Origin of the sequence: Anaerococcus provencensis (assembly GCF_000312365.2) — a bacterium.
Taxonomy (GTDB): domain Bacteria; phylum Bacillota; class Clostridia; order Tissierellales; family Peptoniphilaceae; genus Anaerococcus; species Anaerococcus provencensis.
Window position 1 is genome coordinate 13,028 of record NZ_HG003687.1, and the last position, 17,858, is coordinate 30,885.

Below are 17,858 nucleotides of genomic sequence, written 5' to 3' on the forward strand. Positions count from 1 at the left end.
AAAATAGTCCAATTTACTTGACCGCGTACTATGGTACACGGTTTATAATATTCATGGGGGTGAAATAAGATGATTTACCGTATTAGTGAGTTTGCAGAAAAATGTGGCGTTAATAAAGAAACGATTAGATATTACGAGCGAAAAAATTTACTACAAGAACCTCACCGAACGGAAGCTGGTTATAGGATATATTCATATGATGACGTTAAGCGTGTTGGGTTTATTAAACGAATACAGGAACTTGGATTTTCTTTAAACGAGATTTATAAATTACTTGGTGTTGTAGATAAAGATGAAGTTCGTTGTCAAGATATGTTCGAATTTGTTTCTAAAAAACAAATGGAAGTTCAAAAACAAATAGAGGATTTAAAACGAATTGAAACTATGTTAGACGACTTAAAACAACGATGTCCAGATGAAAAGCAATTACATTCGTGTCCAATAATAGAAACATTAACATGAGAGATTAACGAAAGGGGATTTATTATGAATAAATTTAAGGTAAACATTCAAGGAATGACCTGTGCGGGTTGTGAAAAACACGTTGAATCAGCACTTGAAAAGATAGGTGCTAAAAATATTGAGTCTAGTTTTCGTCGTGGTGAAGCAGTATTTGAACTACCTAATGATATTGAGGTTGAAAGTGCAATAAAGGCGATTGATGAAGCAAATTACAAAGCCAGAGAAATTGAAGAAGTATCATCACTAGAAATCGTGGCGTTAAGTAATGAAGACAATTATGACCTTCTTATTATTGGTTCTGGTGCTGCTGCCTTTTCATCGGCAATTAAAGCTATAGAATACGGTGCAAAAGTTGGAATGATTGAGCGTGGAACGGTTGGGGGAACCTGTGTGAATATTGGCTGTGTTCCGTCAAAAACTCTTCTTAGGGCAGGGGAAATCAATCATTTATCAAAAGACAACCCGTTTATAGGTTTACAAACATCCGCTGGAGAAGTGGATTTAGCTAGTTTAATCACGCAAAAGGATAAATTGGTGAGCGAACTTCGTAATCAAAAATATGTGGATTTAATTGATGAATATAATTTTGATTTAATTAAAGGTGAAGCAAAATTCGTTGATGCTAGTACGGTTGAGGTCAATGGGGCAAAGTTATCTGCAAAACGCTTTTTAATTGCAACAGGTGCATCTCCTTCATTGCCCCAAATTTCAGGACTTGAAGAAACGGACTATTTAACTAGTACAACACTTCTTGAATTAAAGAAAATACCAAAACGATTAACTATAATTGGTTCAGGATACATTGGAATGGAGCTTGGACAACTATTTCATCATTTAGGTTCAGAAATAACGCTTATGCAAAGAAGTGAGCGACTTTTAAAGGAGTATGATCCTGAGATTTCAGAGTCAGTTGAAAAAGCGTTAATTGAACAGGGTATAAACCTTGTCAAAGGGGCAACTTTTGAGCGTGTTGTACAAAGTGGAGAGATAAAAAAGGTTTACGTAACAGTAAATGGCAGTAAAGAAGTTATTGAATCAGATCAGTTACTTGTTGCCACTGGAAGAAAACCAAATACGGATTCTTTAAATTTAAGTGCAGCAGGTGTTGAAACTGGAAAAAATAATGAAATCCTGATCAATGATTTTGGTCAAACAAGTAATGAAAAGATTTATGCAGCAGGAGATGTGACGTTAGGACCGCAATTTGTATATGTAGCAGCCTATGAAGGTGGAATTATTACTGATAATGCTATCGGTGGATTAAACAAAAAAATAGATTTATCGGTAGTTCCTGCTGTTACGTTTACGAATCCGACGGTTGCAACGGTTGGTTTAACAGAAGAACAAGCAAAAGAGAAAGGGTATGATGTGAAGACATCTGTATTACCTTTAGATGCTGTTCCAAGAGCAATTGTAAACCGTGAAACAACCGGTGTATTTAAACTAGTAGCAGATGCAGAAACACTAAAAGTATTAGGGGTTCATATTATATCTGAGAATGCAGGAGATGTCATCTATGCAGCATCATTAGCTGTTAAATTTGGCTTAACGATAGAAGATTTAACAGAAACCCTAGCACCATATTTAACAATGGCTGAAGGGCTAAAATTAGCTGCACTTACGTTCGATAAAGATGTTTCGAAATTATCTTGTTGTGCAGGCTAAGGGAACTTTTTTTACAACTCCCTATTCAAGTGAACCAGCTAATACTGTACTAAAGGTGTGCAGTAGTTTAGCAAAGTCTACAAAAGATTTCATACACTATTTTGCGATCACCCATTATATAAATGCTTTAAGGGATTTTCTAAGTGCATTTGTGGTCACAAAAATAATTTAACACTAATGATTTCGACATCAAATCTATAATTGATACCTTAACACCGCAGAGTAATAAAGGATGAACAATATGTCAGACTTATTATCCCTACCAGACATTAAAACAATAGAACCACCACAAGAAAATGAAACCGATATGATGTTTAAAGTTGAAGCAGTCGGACCACCTGAACGTTGTCCTGAATGTGGTTTTGACAAGTTGTACAAACACAGTTCAAGAAATCAACTAATTATGGATTTGCCCATTCGTTTAAAGCGAGTGGGCTTACAATTGAACCGTAGACGATACAAGTGTCGTGAATGCGGATCTACCTTCTGGGAACGCCTAATATCTGTAGATGAAAAGCGTAGTATGACCAAAAGGCTTTTAAAGTCCATTCAAGAGCAATCCATGTCTAAGACCTTTGTAGAAGTCGCAGAAAGCGTTGGTGTTGACGAGAAAACTATTAGGAACGTTTTTAAGGACTATGTGGCACTCAAAGAACGTGAATACCAGTTTGAAACTCCTAAGTGGCTTGGGATAGACGAGATACATATTATCCGTAGACCTCGGCTTGTATTGACTAATATTGAACGCAGGACTATTTATGACATCAAGCCAAACCGTGACAAGGAAACAGTCATCCAACGTCTTTCAGAAATCAGTGACAGGACTTATATTGAGTACGTCACAATGGATATGTGGAAGCCTTACAAAGACGCAGTGAACACTATCCTTCCACACGCTAAAGTTGTCGTAGATAAGTTTCATGTAGTTAGAATGGCTAATCAAGCCTTAGATAACGTCAGAAAGTCTTTGAAAGCCCATATTAGCCAAAAAGAAAGACGTACCCTTATGCGTGAAAGGTTTATCCTTCTAAAGCGTAAACACGATCTAAATGAACGTGAATCATTCCTCTTAGATACTTGGTTAGGTAATCTTCCTGCTTTAAAAGAAGCCTATGAACTCAAAGAAGAGTTTTACTGGATATGGGATACTCCTGATCCAGATGAAGGTCGTCTTCGTTATAGTCAATGGAGACACCGTTGTATGTCCAGTAACTCTAAAGACGCATATAAAGACCTCGTGAGAGCCGTAGACAACTGGCATGTCGAAATATTCAACTACTTTGATAAAAGGCTCACTAACGCTTATACGGAGTCAATTAACAGCATTATTAGGCAGGTAGAGCGAATGGGTAGAGGTTACTCGTTTGATGCCTTACGAGCCAAAATCCTTTTCAATGAGAAGCTCCATAAAAAGCGTAAGCCACGATTTAATTCAAGTGCTTTCAATAAAGCTATGTTATACGATACTTTCAATTGGTATGAAGTGAATGATCACGACATTACAGACAACTTTGGTGTCGATTTTTCCACACTTATTAAGAATTTGGAGAAGGGTGATTTATAAGCCCTTTTCCACCATGAAATCCGAATACCCAGGATTATTTTAACCGAAAACTTTGTAATGAAACGAAATGGAGATATAATTGAACACCATTAGGTCTATTAAAGTGTTCTAATTATAGCGTAAAGTAGTGTAGTGGAAAAATTTGAATTAAAATAATCCGTAGGGATCAGTCAGATAAATGAAATTAATATCGTAGAAAAAATTTTTCAACTAATTTGAATATTTAATGAAAAAATCGAAGATTTTATCCTTGGCATCTTTTGAAACTTTACTAATTGAGTATAATCAACCACTAAATTTGTCAAGTTTCAAATAATGCCGAAAGTAGGATAATCGAAAACTTAATCATAGGCAAATTTTAACCGAATATATTCCTGGAATCAAACGTAATGAAGGTATATTTGAACACCATGGTTTATTAACATGTTCTAAACATAACGTAGTGAAGAGCAATGTAAGGAATTTATGAATTAAATTTTGCCGTAAGAATCATTTAGAAATACGGATATAGGTTGTTTTAATATATTATCTTTAGTATTCTTATCAAGTTTATTCAAGTAATAGAAGGCATCTTCATTTCTTTCTAACAATAAATTCGCTGCAAATTTATATAGATTATCATTTGATTCTTTTTCTAATAAAATTATATTACTAATATCTATATCGGTTAAAGTATTTCTTCTTTTTTTGGATTGATAATGATTCAGCTTATTTATATAGTAATTATTATTATTTTTATCATTATCCAAAATCCATTTTGAAAAATCTTCCGCAAAAATTAAAAGTTTATCTTTTTGATTTTCATCCGTACTAATATCACTAGCTTTTAAGGTTTCGAGTAGAAAATGTCTACCATCAGAAAATTTAATATCCTCATCATCGATATTTTTAAAAGATTCCTTGATAAGATAGAAATTTAAATTACTAATTGCAGCTAGTAGATCCGAGTCTAGAATAATAAACTTTGAAGTATTGATTTTAATAGATAGATCCTTGTTTCTCTCATAATAAAAGTTATCGAACTCTACTCGATTATAATCGTATAACCAATATTCATCACCATCTTTAATAGCAATTACTAATATTTTTAAATTTCCTATTGATATAGCTCTAACAATAAATGGCTTTTCTTCATTTAAATTTAATTTCTGATTATCAATCATTGAATAGACTAAAGATGATAAATTTATCCAATGATTTTCTGTTAAATCACTTATATTAATATCATCATAGCATCCTAGCTCATCTAAAAGTTGGACACATTTTTTAAAAAAATCTAGTCTCTCGCGCTCAAATGAATAGTTAAAATCACCCTCAGTCTTATTATTTATATCAAAGTCCATAAATAAGCCATCGAAATAATATCCACCATTATCAAGCGCATCGAGAATAAACTCTAAGTCGTGAGTAAGGTATCTTAAATTATTAGTAAGGGTTACTTTTGTGTACATAGTATCATCTTGATTGATTTTTATATGTACGCTATCCCCAATAGTAATGGTTTTTATATCCTTAGTATCTATAGCTTTCACTTGTTTATAGTAAATTTTATCATCTATAGTTATATCGACATCATAGTTATATGATAAAGAATTTCCTTTAATTATTTCTTTTAATGGTACAATTGTATTATCATCACCCATAACCGCATAACCATACAACTCGTCATTTAGTAAAAATTCGTGGGGGTCCTCGCTTCCTAGTGGTGTGTGATAAAATCTAACCCCCTTAAAATCACCGTTCTTCACTAAATCATTATAATTCTTTAATGTTAGATTTTTTATGTTGGCTTGTCTATTATTATTATCCAAAAAATTAAAAAAAATCTTTGCTATTTCATCAGGCTCATCAGGGAGCTTTTTCAATTCTATAGATATTTTTTTTTCAGCATTACTATTGCTTAGAATTTTATTTATTTTTACTGGTAAAAGATCAGAGTAATAAATTTCACTATTAACAATGTCAGCTTCATTAATATACACAACAAAAAAAATAGCACCCAATTCTTTGAAATAATTTTCTAAATCAACTTTATTTGCTTGAAAAGTTATCTTTTTTTTGGGAATAGGTTGTGATGTACCTTTTACTTGAACTGGGACACGCCCCAATATATCAGAACTAGATAAGTTTGACTCAAAATCTGCACTTGGTTTATATACGTACACGCTACCATCCCAAATAGGTTCTTTATCATTTTCATTAATGTGAGTCGGGTCTAAATATTTACAATTTGCTAATACTGTTTTAATTCTACTGATAGAAATTAATTCTTTTTTCTTTGAATCCAATAATTACTCCTATGAAATACAATCGACTTATTGCTTTTTTCTCTGTTGCATGATCTGCATAGCATTTGACCATTATCTAGGGTCGTTTTACCACTGTCAGACCAAGGGATTATATGATCAGCTTCCATCTGACCTATTTCAAAGTGTTTACCGCAAGCTGGACAAATGCCTTCTTGAGATTCATACATCTTAAGTTTTTCAGTTTGTGTGAAAGCTCTAAGGTTTAGGTGTTTTTCTTTTCCATCAAAAAGATAAGTATAGATTCCAGCTTTATTCTTAACTTCATCATCTAAGAATAACCTTGCTATTTCTTCTTCAAGTTCTGCTGGATTGTAGCTATTATCTTTATACTCATTGTAAAGAATACCCCAGTCTACAGATGCCATAGGCTTACGAACTTTAGGGAATAAAGTCTTTGCCCAGTTGATAACATTCATAAAGTATATCCAAAGTTCACTAGCATTGCTGTCTTGCTGGTGGCGTGCCATATACTCTTCTATTGTGATATTATCACGATCAGCTATCCAAGATAAGGCAAGTTCTAGTATATCTTGTCTTATTGGATTCCCTGAAACATAGCCATCAGCCATATCAGCAGCAGCTGCGTTTGGTCTAGAGAAGTAACGCTTAGCATCTTCAAGCCAAGGACCTGTATAAGATGCGTTACGAAGCTCCTGTTTAGATAACTTTTCGCCTGCTATGTTGATAGTTTCAAACCAATCTAGCTTTTCTTTTTCATCACCATAGCAGATATAGATTTGTAATGGGTAGTTTAGAACTTGTTCTTTTTCTTCTTCAGTTAAGTTGTGAAAGTACCTATAATCAACAGAATAATCGCCATCTAGGTATTGCATTATGGATAGTGTTCTTTGTTGTCCATCAATGAGTTCATAGGATGGAAGACCAGCTTCTTTAGCTTTTTCATTATAACCCCAATACATTACGTTTAGAGGAAAACCCTTGAATACTGTATCCATCACAGCATCTCTTTGTTTATCTTTGTAAACAAACTCACGCTGAAATGGTGGTCGAATATTCAGTTTACCATTATAACCTACTACACCAGCTTCTAAGTGATCCATATAACCTTTGTAGATATCCCCTACTTTGATTTCTTTAAGCTCAATTCTCATTTTGTATTCTCCTAATAAGTATCCTTACATAGATAGCTTTTAAGTATCCATCAGCATTATCTGCTGTATAATAAATTCCTTCTACAGGTTCTTTATATAAGATAGCTGCTCTGGTGTTTATTTTACTTCCTAAAGTTGTTGAACCATTTCTATTATGCTGTATTGCGTTCTCGTAGCGCTTAGAAGGGCTCCCCTCTTCCCCTAAGTCATATCTAGCTGTCGTAATCCCCAATATCTCAAATTGATTAGGGTTATAGCTATCTAAGTAGGTTATAGGTACACCCATTATATCTTTATAGTCTACTGGAATTTCCTTAACCTTAGAAACTTCAATAGCATTGTAGTTATCATAAGATGGATATTCTTCTTTTGTGTATTGTTTCCAAAGGATAAGTTCTTCGTTTCTTTTACTGTGTTCTAAATTAGTAAACCAGCAGATGTTACCTAACTTCTGATAGCTTTTACCAGTTTCTGGATCTATCCTAAATGTTGATTTTTCATTGTATGGTGGTTTGTTTGGCACTTCAAACTCAAAGCCACCAGAGTTAAAACCTAACCAAACCTTGTTATACATAAGCAAAGGAAAGATTTCTTTGTAGGTTATGTTGTTTTGACTTCCTATAATAAGAAACTTTTTATCATACTTCATAAGTTGGTCTACATATTCGCGAAATAAAGAAAATGGTGGATTGGTTACTACAATATCAGCTTCTTTTAGAAGTTTAATTGACTCTGGACTTCTGAAGTCACCGTTTTTCTCTAAGTCAGTTTGGTCTATGACCTGCTGACCATTTATATCGTAATACATTTCCAACTTGTAAGTAGGCTTATCATCTTCATAATGTGTAGAAATGAGCTTCTTTAAACCTAGATGACCAAAGTTAAGACTAAAGTATAACCAGAAGTTAGATTCTTTAGGATCGTCACAATTCATAAAGACCGTTTTGTCTTTAAAATGATGTTTATAATGTTTTAATTCTTTTTCTATATCGGTTAATAGTGTATAAAACTCATCAGCTTTAGAGTTTTTAGCACTATTAAAACTTGCATTTAAAGCCATTTTTACATCCTTCCTTTAATTTAATAGATTCATTTATCAATTAATAATATTAGTATAATTCTTTAATTTAGGATTTATTAAGATCAATTATAAACTCTTCTTTATTTTGTAGCTTATTTCGATGTATTATATATTCGTTAGTATCGTTAATATAATTAATTGCTTCTTGCTTTTCTTCTTCAGTTTGGTATTTGACTTCTTCAAGCGAGGTAGGGTAGGAATCTGGATAAGGTTCAATTTCATAGTAACTAGTGTATCCTTGCGTAATAGCAAGAGATTCGGCAAGAGCTTTATAATCAATCTTGACTCTTAGTCTACTTTCTAGGATATATTCGATAATTAGATAAATATTATGACTTATATCCGAATAATTTTTTGTAATACCATATTTTTCTATATTAGATAGTGGATAATAGGATTCATTATATGAGCTCATAAAGTAATCATAAACTCTCAAGTTTAGTTTTTTAAACTCTTCTTTGGATGGAGGGGTTGTCTTAGGTAGAAAATAATTAAATACATCAGAGAACTCTCTATAATAGGTATCGATTTGTTTTTTAGTATAGTTTTTATCTTCTTCAAAATATTTCTTATACATCAAATCATTCATTTTGTTATATTGATTTATAGCACTATTAGCGTTGAATAAATTTTCCATTCCAGGTCTGATTTTTTTATTTATTTTTTCAATTTCATCGGCATCAAAATACTGATCATTATCTTCAAAAAATATAATTTTTAAATCATAATATAAAAATTTATCCTTGTCATATCGGCTCAACTCATCCCATTGATCAGGTGTTTTTGAATACATTACCTTTAAATGGTACTTAGCAATTTTTGAAAGATTGTTTCTATCATTTTCGTTTTTTTTGTAATAATCGTATATATCATCTATATCCCTGTAAAAATTTTTCTTTGCTGACCCCATAATTAATCTCCTTAATAACATTAATATAATAATAACATTAATATAATTATACCTCATCCATTAATATTATATTCTTATATTATATTAAAATTCTCGATTCAATAAATAATTCGTGTTATAAGATGTTGATATTTAGCTATTTTTAGAAGAAGCTAGAATTTTATTTATCGATACATATCGAATACAATATAGATGAATACAAAAGAGGCCTCGATTGTAATTCAAAATATTAGATTTAATTATTAGATCTAAAGAAAGGTAAAGATAATGAATAAAAAATATATAGATATCATTAATAGATACGCTCTCGCATTTTTTTATATTGAGAATATAAAATTGTCATTTAAAATGTTTGATGTTTTACAGTTAGAAGACAAAAACGAAATATTTAGCATATTTCAATATTATAACCATTTACTTGTACCCTCTGTACATGAAAATTCAAATTTAAAGTCAATTGATCCAAAAAAATTAATAAGTTTAGAAAAAGAAAGCTTTAGACTATGGGAAGTATATGAAGAAGTTGCTAGTTTAATAATACAAGCTTATGAATCAAAAGAAGACAATAAAGAAAACTATTTTAATGAAATTAAGAGATTAATAGAAGGAGATTATTATGAAAAATATTAACAAACTATTAGAATTTAATTCGGAAAAATTTTTCACTGGTAAAGATATCAGAGTGACTGGTGATCAAACATGGGTTGATTATGAGAATGGTGTACCTCAACCCCCAAAAGGGACTAAATACAAATGCATCATATTACAGGATGTAACAAAATATGATGAAGTTACAGTTGGTGGTAACGATGGAGAGGCACTAACTGTGAAAGTGCCTGGCCAGAAAAAAGAATATAAAAAACTGGCTAAAGTTAAACTTGTTAATCCTACCTGTAAAATCTACGGTGATTATAGAAACCAATTAAGCGTAACAGCTGAAGATATAATTTTCGAATGATTTCAAGTTTAAGAACTACAAGATATGTAAAGGGACTTTTGTCCCTTTCAATTATCCTTATGAATATTTTTCTATATATTGCTTTAAAATCATTTTACAGCAATACTTACTATATCGATAATATTAGTGACTATTTACCTGTATTTAATTATAATATATTTCTATTAATTAACGTGATAGTGATATTTGGGATGATTTTAGGTCGGTGTAAAAGAAATAAAATAAACAATGGGATTCGATTTGCCTTAACACATTATAAGCTTGAATCTAAATTAAGAAAGCAACTTATAGATGGTAAATTTTATTTTAAAAGGGATAAGTCAAATTTGATTATTTTACCTAAGATTGTGATTGAGTTTGAGAATTTAAGAAGCCTTAATAATGCGATAATTAGAATTGAAAATTCGATCCGTTTTGATAGAAAACTAGAAGAGTTAAGGATTAGTGCAGCTATTCCCGGATTTAAAGTAACTCAGCAGTTCATGTCACCCGATGGCGATTTCTACATTTATTCCATAGTATCAATGGATATGTTTAATCAAATTGAGTTTGATACAGAATCAGAATATATAGAATGGTCAAAGGAAGGTACAGATGATTATAGCATTAAGCTATCTGAATATGATATTATTCCTATTCATCATGCTGGAATAGCAGCTCAAACTGGAGGGGGCAAAAGTTTTTTGGTTCAAAGTTTAATAATACAATTAAAAAACAAGGAAATATCACATGATGTATATGTAATAGATCCTAAATCAGCTGACTTATTATCTTATGGTAAGAGGGATCTTGGGGAGGGTTTTTATTCAGATAAGTCTGGAGCAATTCAGATGATAGAGAAATTTCATATCGAAATGATTAAACGACAGGATGAAATGCAGGAGTTTTTTGAAACTAATCGAAATTTGGATTATAAAGACAATAAGATGCCTGCTAAGATATTAATAATAGATGAGTTTGGTGCGTTACGAACTTCATGGAGAATTTTGGAGAAAAAAGAGAGAGATAGAATAGAGTCAATGTTAGCTGATATTGTATTTATGGGTAGACAGTTAGGATTTTTTGTAGTATTGGTACTTCAAAGATTTGCCTCTGAAACCGTTCCAAGAGAAATTACTGAACAATTAGTATTAAGAATTGTTTTAGGTGATTCTGATGACTTAACTTATAGGACGCTCTTTTCGCCTTCTGTTAATATATTAAAGCTTAATTTAAAACCAGGGATGGGCTATTTTTCTTATACTAACATTGCAAGTATTGATAATCCTAGTTTATTTGTTTCACCATACTGTAAATTCCTTAAAGGTAATGTCACGAAGGCGCAAAGCGCCGAAGTGACATAGGAGCGTAGGTTATCTAATAGCTACGCTCCACAATAAATTATATATAGTTAAATTGTTCAAATATCAAAGATTGGAGTAAACAAAATGTTAAATATAGATATAGATCAATTTACCCTTATGTTAATTCCTAAGCGTAAATTTGAATTTGATGAATGGAGAGAAGAGATAGCTTCAGAAATTATAAGTGATTTTGTAAGAAGAACCAAAATTGTAGAAGTTCTTGGAAATATAAACATATCAGATCAATCTCTGCCAGTAGGTTACAATGTAGGTTTTAATGTGAATAATGCATTATACTATTTCTCATTAGCCTATAATGATTTTATGCCTAATATGTTTGTAATTGTTTATTTCAGCGGAAATGCTTGGTCGACCTATGTTGAAAATTTTGAATCTTTATATAATAAACCAATGAATTTACGAAGATTTTTCAATATGATAAATAGTGATTTATTTGATTATAGATTATCTAGAATTGACACATGTGTAGATTTTATAAACGAAAATATTTCTATAGCACAGTTAAAAAAATCAATAGAGCAAGGAAGAACGGAGGTTAGATATGGAAGATATAAGTAAATTAACTTTATATCAGAAAATTGTAAAAGATAATAAGAATAAAAAGTATCCTAAAAATCCATCTAAAATAAGTGATATATCAGTTCAGTTTGATGCCGAGACTATTTACTTAGGTTCACGAAAAAGAAATTCTCAGGCTCTATTTAGAATGTATGATAAGAAAAAGGAGCAAATGGATTGAAATATTATAGACACCTTGCGGAAAAAGTTGATGATTGGGTAAGGATTGAAGTTGAATATTCGGGAGGCTACGCTCATCAATTAACTGAACAGATAAAAAATTCTAAAACTGATGAGGAACTAAAAGAAGTAATACTATGTTCAATTCTATCCAGATATATGTTTTTTTATACTAAATCTAATAAACCTCATAAAATCAGCAAGTTAATGATTGAGGAATTAGAAAATATGGATTATACTTTGAAACTTCCATCTCCCAGAGATAGTGATCTTGAAAAAAGCATTCAATATATTAAACGAAATTCAGGATTATACTCTTTATTTTATAAAATAGAAAATCTTTATGGTAAAGAATACCTTTATGAATTTTTAGTTTATTTGATTGATGAATATAATGATTTTTACGTTCCAAATAGTGATGTACTTATTTGGATTAAAAAACATAAAGATAACTATATGAAACAGACTTTACCATGGCGAAAGGAGGATTATGATTGAGCTTTGTAACTAAAAATGAATTGATTAAAGTTGGATTTAAAGAGCATCAAGCTGTAACCATAATACAACAAGCTAAGAAAAATCTTGTAAAAGAAGGATATCCATTCTATAATAATCGTAGACTAGGTACAGTTCCTATGTCATCAGTTGAAAAAATTATTGGCGTTCCCCTTGTTATAAGTAATAAGGGAGAAGAAAATGAGCAAAACTAAATATCCGTGTGTTTATAAAGATAATAAAGGAGTCATATACTATCAAGTAGAATTGGGTGTAAACAATATTTCTGGTAAGCGAATTCAGAAAAAAGGTAGGAAAGATGATAATGGAAAGTCATTTAAAAGTGCTAGAGAATGCCATGAGTACGTAGTTAAATTGAAAAATAAATTTAATGAATCTCAAGGAGTATTTGCAAGCGGTATTCAATTAAATGATTTTATTGATAAATATTTCTTACCTTATTATAAGTCGAAAGTACAAGCTTCAACATTCAAAACTAAGAGTCATGTTATAGGAATAGTTAAAGATTATTTCAATTTAACAAAAATAGATGATATCACGGTACGAAATTGTGAAGTATTTAAAGCTGATTTAATTAATAATGAAAGATATAGCAAGACATATGCATCAATGATTTATTGTTCATTCAGACAAATACTTGATTATGCTGTAACATTAGAATTTATATATGAGAATATAAGCAAAAAAACATCCTCTATACCAAAAGAAAAGATAAATGTTCCTTACTGGACTCTAGAGGAGTTTCAAAAAGTTATATCTACATTCTGCGTAAATTCATTTTATGAACATATGGGATTTGTGATGTTATGGATATATTTTAACACCGGTATTCGAGTGGGTGAGGGTCAAGCATTAACATGGGATAAAGTTAATTTTAAAGACAAGACCCTTACAATAAATTCAACCATAGATTTGAAATCCACTCGAAAATTTGAAATTAAGAATCGCACAAAAACTGATTCTGGCAATAGAATTATATCACTAGATGATTCTACAATCAATATTTTAAAGAATTGGAAGAAAGATCAAAAAAATCATAGTGTAGAAAACTTTGTAATTAGTTATTGCGATAGACCAATAGGAAGAAACACAGTCAAGAGAATTATAGATAGGCATTCCAAATTGGCAAATGTCAAGCAAATACAAGCTAAAGGTTTAAGACACTCACATGTAAGTTATCTTATTAATTATTTTAATGCAGATATATTAGTGGTTAGTAAGAGGCTAGGACATTCGAGTCCAGAGATAACTTTAAAGCATTATAGTCACTTATGGCCAAATAATGATAGAGATCTAGCTGATAAGATGACTAATATAATTCAGTATAAAACAATTGAAAAATCATTGGTAGAGTTTAAAGGCAATCAAGCCATAAATATGTAATAATCACAGATCCCTACCAAAACCCTACCAAGATCAAAATTTAATTGTAGGAATGTTGAAATTTAAGGGATATAATAATAATGGCACGATTGAATGGGAATAAATCGACCGTTGATTTCGGTCGATTTATCCGAAAATCAGCTGCGGTAGCAGTGAGAGAGTTTGCAAAGCAAACGGGATTTTCGTTAGTCCCATCATCTTGGGTGACCGATGCTTTGCATCGGTCATCTGCGAGATGAATGTAGAAGCGAAGCTTCAAGTGAGTCCGCAGAACTAAGCGCATTAAAGACCATTGATTTTGGTCTTTAATGCCGAAAATCTAGTGCGGGAGCACGGGAGAGCTTCGAAGAAGCGAGTTTTCGTGTCGCAAGCCGAGCGCACTTCCTTAAATAGTAGGGTGGAAAATGCGAAGCATTTTCCATCTCTGAGATAAGCTTTTGAACCGAAAGGTTCACAAGCGAATCCAGAGAACTAAGCGAGAAAACTCCAAGAGAGTTTTCGAGAGGACAAAAGATCTTAGATTAAAATGGGTACATTTGTTAAAAAGAATAAATTGAATAATAGTTCCAAGTGGTTTGCACTTGGACAAAAAATTAGACCGTAGTTTCAAGTTGCGGTCTTTTTTGCGTATATATTATGACGATTAATTTATTTAGAGATCTACAATGGTTAATTTCAAATGCAACAAATAATATAAACTAGATTGCAAAGGCTACTAATACAACTGGTGTTATATACAAAAATGAAATTGATTCAATGAATAAAGAAATAGAAAAATTGGCAAAAGAAATATGGCAGATCCATTCCCTACTTCTTAATAAATCAAATGAAAGTTCTGGTGATTAGTGTGGCAATTACAAAAATTCATCCAATAAAATTAACTCTAAATTTGGAAATAGGTTACATTACTAAGAGTGAAAAAACTGATAAAAAAACTTAGTATTCTCATATATAATTTATGAATACAAAAAAAGAATACCCTATATGAGAGTATTCTTGACAGGTAATAATATGCTGACCTTTGCGCCTATTGTATCAGTCCTATTTTCTAAAATAAGACTTCCTCCATGCATATTAATAATTTGTTCAGAAACAAATAAACCAATACCATAGTTTTCTTTTGAATGCCTACTTTTGTCTCCTTGGTAGAATTGATCTGTTGCATATAATAGGTCTTCACTTGAAAATCCGTGTCCTTGGTCTACTATTGATATTTGAAGCTCATCAGCTTTGGAACATATAAGTAACTCAATGGTTGAGTTTTTAGGACTGTGTTCCTCAGCATTGCTAAGAATATTAAGAAAGGCTCGTTCAAAATTTTTTAAATCTACTATTAAAAAATCATCATCATAGTTAATATCTTCTAAAAGATTTAACTTATAAGTCGATGTGAATTCTTTAGCTAGTTTTTCAATGTTTTCTACAAATTCTTTTACTCTAATTTGAGTAAAGTTTAATTCATTTGCTTGGTTAGATTTATTAACAAGCGTTAAGGTTTCAATATATTTACCAATACGGTTTGTGTTTTTTTTAATATAATTAAGATAGCTTTCCTGATCTTCTGTTAGATTTGTTTCTCCCAATAACTCTGAATTTCCCTTAATAATTGAAAGAGGAGTCTTTATATCATGGCTTAATGCTGAAATCTGATTTCTTTTTTTCTCTTCATCTCTCCAGTTTGTCCTTAAAGATTCACTTAATCCTATTTTCATTTTTTCTAAACTATCTAATATGGCATTAAATTCCTGGATATTTGACTTTTTAACTTGGAAGTCTAAGTTTTGTTTACCGATTTCTTCCGAAGCTTCTAGCAAAGGATTTAATTCTTTTGATATTTTCTTTGCCCAAATTAATGTGGTGGTTACAATACTAATAAGGCAAAATATTATCAGTAAAATTAGCAATAAAATATTTATTTGTGGTAGATTTTTTTGCATCCAAGGACTTTTATAATAAGGTTTTAGGTTATAAGCTACAAGTACATATCCATCTGATCTTTGTATTTCCATAAAAGATAAATTGGCATTAGAGTAACCAGAACCCTTATGATAGCTAAAGGCTATATCTTGGATATTCTTATTCATATTTGTTTCTACAACTTTTTCGTCTTTTGCTAAAAATAGATAAGATGTATTATTTGGTAGCAATGATTTATCGAAATTTTTTGAAGTGGCAATATCTATCCTTTTTTCAAGAATTAAACTCTCAGTATGGTTTGCTGGAAATATCCACTTAAATTGATAAGAAGCGGATATAAAAGCTAGGATTAATAAAACGGAGATTGCTAGTCCTAGCCCAATACTTAACAAGTATTTAAAAAGTATATGTTTAAGAGATTGATCTTTTGATTTTAATTCCATTTATATCCGATCCCCCATACTGTTTCAATTGGATTTTTATCATATTTTTGAAATTTTGCCCTAATATTTTTTATATGTTCTGATATTGCAGATGCATCTCCTATACCATCAAATCCAAAGATAAGCTCATATATTTGCTCTCTTGAAAATACTTGTCCTTTTCTTTTTGCTAGTAATTCTGAAATTTGATACTCAGATTTTGTTAAATGAACTTTTTCATCTCCTACAAAGACTTCATTGGAAGATAAATCAAAACGAATCTCGCCGAGATTTAGACTAGTGTGTCGTTCTCTTTTTTCTCGTCTTAAATGTGCCTCTATACGAGCTAGGAGTTCTGCTGCACCGAATGGTTTTGTGATGTAATCATCTCCTCCAATTAATAAGCCTTCAACTATATCTTCTTCCATAGTTTTTGCCGTTAAAAAAAGAATAGGGCAGTCTACTTTAGCTCGAATATCCTTACAGAAACTAATTCCGTCAATACCTGGCATCATAACATCAAGTAGAATCAAATCATATTTACTAAGCTTACTATTATCAACGTCTAAAGGATTTTGATATACATCGACTTGATGGTTGTTCTTTTTCAAAATGTTTTTTATTAGATCAAGCATATCTAGCTCATCATCAACTGCAAGAATTAAAGACATTTTATCACCTCATAATTTTTTAAGAAAATACCGACTTTATTATTCAGGTATTACTCAGATTTTGCTTTTAGATATTGGTCATTTACCTTTACTGCAAATCCATCATCAATATTTATTCCGGAAATTTTGTAAACGTCTAAATAAAACCATGTTTGGCGTTTAGACTTATTTTCACCTAGCCAGTCAATTTTATCTAAGTCTTCTTTTGTAAAGATGTTTCTACTATCTTTATCAAATATAACATCTTTGGCAATAATACCTAAAAAATTCTCCAACTTATCTTCTGAAACTACTTGATCAGTCACTTGATAGGTTACTCCATCATAAATTAACTGAGTAGCGTTATTTGGGTTTATTTGAAATTCTGAATTTTGTTCTTTCGTATGTTCCTTAAAATTAAAAATCTTTGAGTCATTATTTATTTCATTTGTAGGAACTGCTTTGTAATTATTACCATTTACTTCTACAGTTAATGTGTCTTCTGCTTTTTTATTTGTATATACATCAAAGAATTGGAATACATGAATGTCATTACTTAGATCTTTTGCAAAGTTGTCTAGATTATTTATGCCTAAATCGGTGGCATCAACTTGTTTGACTATTTTGCCTTCATCGTCAACTGCAACTAGTTTTCTAATGACTCCAATCCATTTATCTTTATCTTCATTTGAAGAAACTTCATCAAGAATGGTGTAGGATTTTGCCTTATAATTAAATTGCCTTACGTCTTCATCGTTCAAAATACATTGTTCTTTATCATTAGAATATTGAGCCATCTTACCTCTA

Annotated in this window: 18 protein-coding genes and 2 pseudogenes; 13 read left to right on the forward strand and 7 right to left on the reverse strand. The window is 31.1% G+C overall.

The window, feature by feature from the left end:
* Positions 1-69: 69 nt before the first annotated feature.
* From merR to BN38_RS07555, 3 genes are all read left to right on the forward strand, one after another.
* Entirely contained in the window at positions 70-462 is a 393-nt protein-coding gene (gene merR, locus BN38_RS07545) for an Hg(II)-responsive transcriptional regulator (RefSeq protein ID WP_020220203.1), read from the forward strand.
* A 24-nt stretch (positions 463-486) separates the two neighbouring features.
* Complete coding sequence (merA, locus tag BN38_RS07550; RefSeq protein ID WP_044566508.1) at positions 487-2,127, forward strand: mercury(II) reductase; 1,641 nt, start codon at positions 487-489, stop codon at positions 2,125-2,127.
* A 241-nt stretch (positions 2,128-2,368) separates the two neighbouring features.
* Positions 2,369-3,691: an ISL3 family transposase gene (locus BN38_RS07555; protein WP_044566510.1), complete on the forward strand. Its 1,323-nt coding sequence runs from the start codon at positions 2,369-2,371 to the stop codon at positions 3,689-3,691.
* A gap of 470 nt (positions 3,692-4,161) precedes the next feature.
* On the opposite strand, the gene BN38_RS07560 is transcribed toward BN38_RS07555, so the two are convergent.
* The 4 genes from BN38_RS07560 to BN38_RS07575 all read right to left on the reverse strand — a co-directional run bounded on the left by BN38_RS07560 (position 4,162) and on the right by BN38_RS07575 (position 9,103).
* Positions 4,162-5,979, reverse strand: a complete 1,818-nt coding sequence (locus BN38_RS07560; RefSeq protein ID WP_044566511.1) for a hypothetical protein — start codon at positions 5,977-5,979, stop codon at positions 4,162-4,164.
* Positions 5,955-7,112, reverse strand: a complete 1,158-nt coding sequence (locus BN38_RS07565) for a GmrSD restriction endonuclease domain-containing protein (protein WP_044566513.1) — start codon at positions 7,110-7,112, stop codon at positions 5,955-5,957. Before BN38_RS07565 ends, BN38_RS07560 begins: the two co-directional genes overlap by 25 nt.
* Positions 7,102-8,172 (reverse strand): adenine-specific methyltransferase EcoRI family protein, encoded by a 1,071-nt coding sequence (locus tag BN38_RS07570; protein WP_044566516.1) that lies wholly within the window; start codon positions 8,170-8,172, stop codon positions 7,102-7,104. Before BN38_RS07570 ends, BN38_RS07565 begins: the two co-directional genes overlap by 11 nt.
* Before the next feature lie 67 nt (positions 8,173-8,239).
* A complete protein-coding gene (locus tag BN38_RS07575; RefSeq protein ID WP_044566519.1) occupies positions 8,240-9,103 on the reverse strand; it encodes a hypothetical protein in 864 nt (287 codons plus the stop codon).
* A 267-nt stretch (positions 9,104-9,370) separates the two neighbouring features.
* Between BN38_RS07575 and BN38_RS07580 the strand changes: the two genes are divergently transcribed.
* The 10 genes and pseudogenes from BN38_RS07580 to BN38_RS11395 all read left to right on the forward strand — a co-directional run.
* Positions 9,371-9,733 carry a hypothetical protein gene (locus tag BN38_RS07580; RefSeq protein ID WP_044566522.1) on the forward strand — a complete coding sequence of 121 codons (363 nt, stop codon included), beginning with the start codon at positions 9,371-9,373 and terminating at the stop codon, positions 9,731-9,733.
* Complete coding sequence (locus BN38_RS07585) at positions 9,720-10,061, forward strand: hypothetical protein (RefSeq protein ID WP_044566524.1); 342 nt, start codon at positions 9,720-9,722, stop codon at positions 10,059-10,061. Before BN38_RS07580 ends, BN38_RS07585 begins: the two co-directional genes overlap by 14 nt.
* Entirely contained in the window at positions 10,058-11,404 is a 1,347-nt protein-coding gene (locus BN38_RS07590) for a P-loop NTPase family protein (protein WP_044566526.1), read from the forward strand. The genes BN38_RS07585 and BN38_RS07590 overlap by 4 nt, the downstream gene beginning before the upstream one ends.
* A gap of 84 nt (positions 11,405-11,488) precedes the next feature.
* A complete protein-coding gene (locus BN38_RS07595) occupies positions 11,489-11,983 on the forward strand; it encodes a hypothetical protein (protein ID WP_044566528.1) in 495 nt (164 codons plus the stop codon).
* Positions 11,967-12,164, forward strand: coding sequence for a hypothetical protein (locus BN38_RS07600; protein ID WP_044566530.1), 198 nt, complete (start codon positions 11,967-11,969; stop codon positions 12,162-12,164). The genes BN38_RS07595 and BN38_RS07600 overlap by 17 nt, the downstream gene beginning before the upstream one ends.
* On the forward strand, positions 12,161-12,661 hold the full coding sequence (locus BN38_RS07605) for a replication initiation factor domain-containing protein (protein ID WP_044566532.1): 501 nt from the start codon (positions 12,161-12,163) through the stop codon (positions 12,659-12,661). The genes BN38_RS07600 and BN38_RS07605 overlap by 4 nt, the downstream gene beginning before the upstream one ends.
* Complete coding sequence (locus tag BN38_RS07610; RefSeq protein ID WP_044566534.1) at positions 12,658-12,873, forward strand: DUF3173 domain-containing protein; 216 nt, start codon at positions 12,658-12,660, stop codon at positions 12,871-12,873. Before BN38_RS07605 ends, BN38_RS07610 begins: the two co-directional genes overlap by 4 nt.
* On the forward strand, positions 12,860-14,062 hold the full coding sequence (locus BN38_RS07615) for a tyrosine-type recombinase/integrase (protein ID WP_044566535.1): 1,203 nt from the start codon (positions 12,860-12,862) through the stop codon (positions 14,060-14,062). Before BN38_RS07610 ends, BN38_RS07615 begins: the two co-directional genes overlap by 14 nt.
* 651 nt (positions 14,063-14,713) lie before the next feature.
* Positions 14,714-14,908, forward strand: a pseudogene (locus BN38_RS07620) (plasmid mobilization protein); the annotation flags it as partial.
* Positions 14,901-14,996: pseudogene (locus BN38_RS11395) on the forward strand (mobilization protein); the annotation flags it as partial. The pseudogenes BN38_RS07620 and BN38_RS11395, both read left to right, overlap by 8 nt.
* Positions 14,997-15,042: 46 nt before the next feature.
* Here the strand turns inward: BN38_RS11395 and BN38_RS07625 are convergent.
* Genes BN38_RS07625 through BN38_RS07635 form a run of 3 tightly spaced genes read right to left on the reverse strand, consistent with a single transcriptional unit; the run spans position 15,043 to position 17,848 of the window.
* Positions 15,043-16,422 (reverse strand): sensor histidine kinase, encoded by a 1,380-nt coding sequence (locus BN38_RS07625; protein ID WP_044566537.1) that lies wholly within the window; start codon positions 16,420-16,422, stop codon positions 15,043-15,045.
* Positions 16,413-17,072, reverse strand: a complete 660-nt coding sequence (locus BN38_RS07630) for a response regulator transcription factor (protein ID WP_044566539.1) — start codon at positions 17,070-17,072, stop codon at positions 16,413-16,415. Before BN38_RS07630 ends, BN38_RS07625 begins: the two co-directional genes overlap by 10 nt.
* 50 nt (positions 17,073-17,122) lie before the next feature.
* Entirely contained in the window at positions 17,123-17,848 is a 726-nt protein-coding gene (locus BN38_RS07635; RefSeq protein ID WP_195890890.1) for a NisI/SpaI family lantibiotic immunity lipoprotein, read from the reverse strand.
* Between the last annotated feature and the right edge of the window lie 10 nt (positions 17,849-17,858).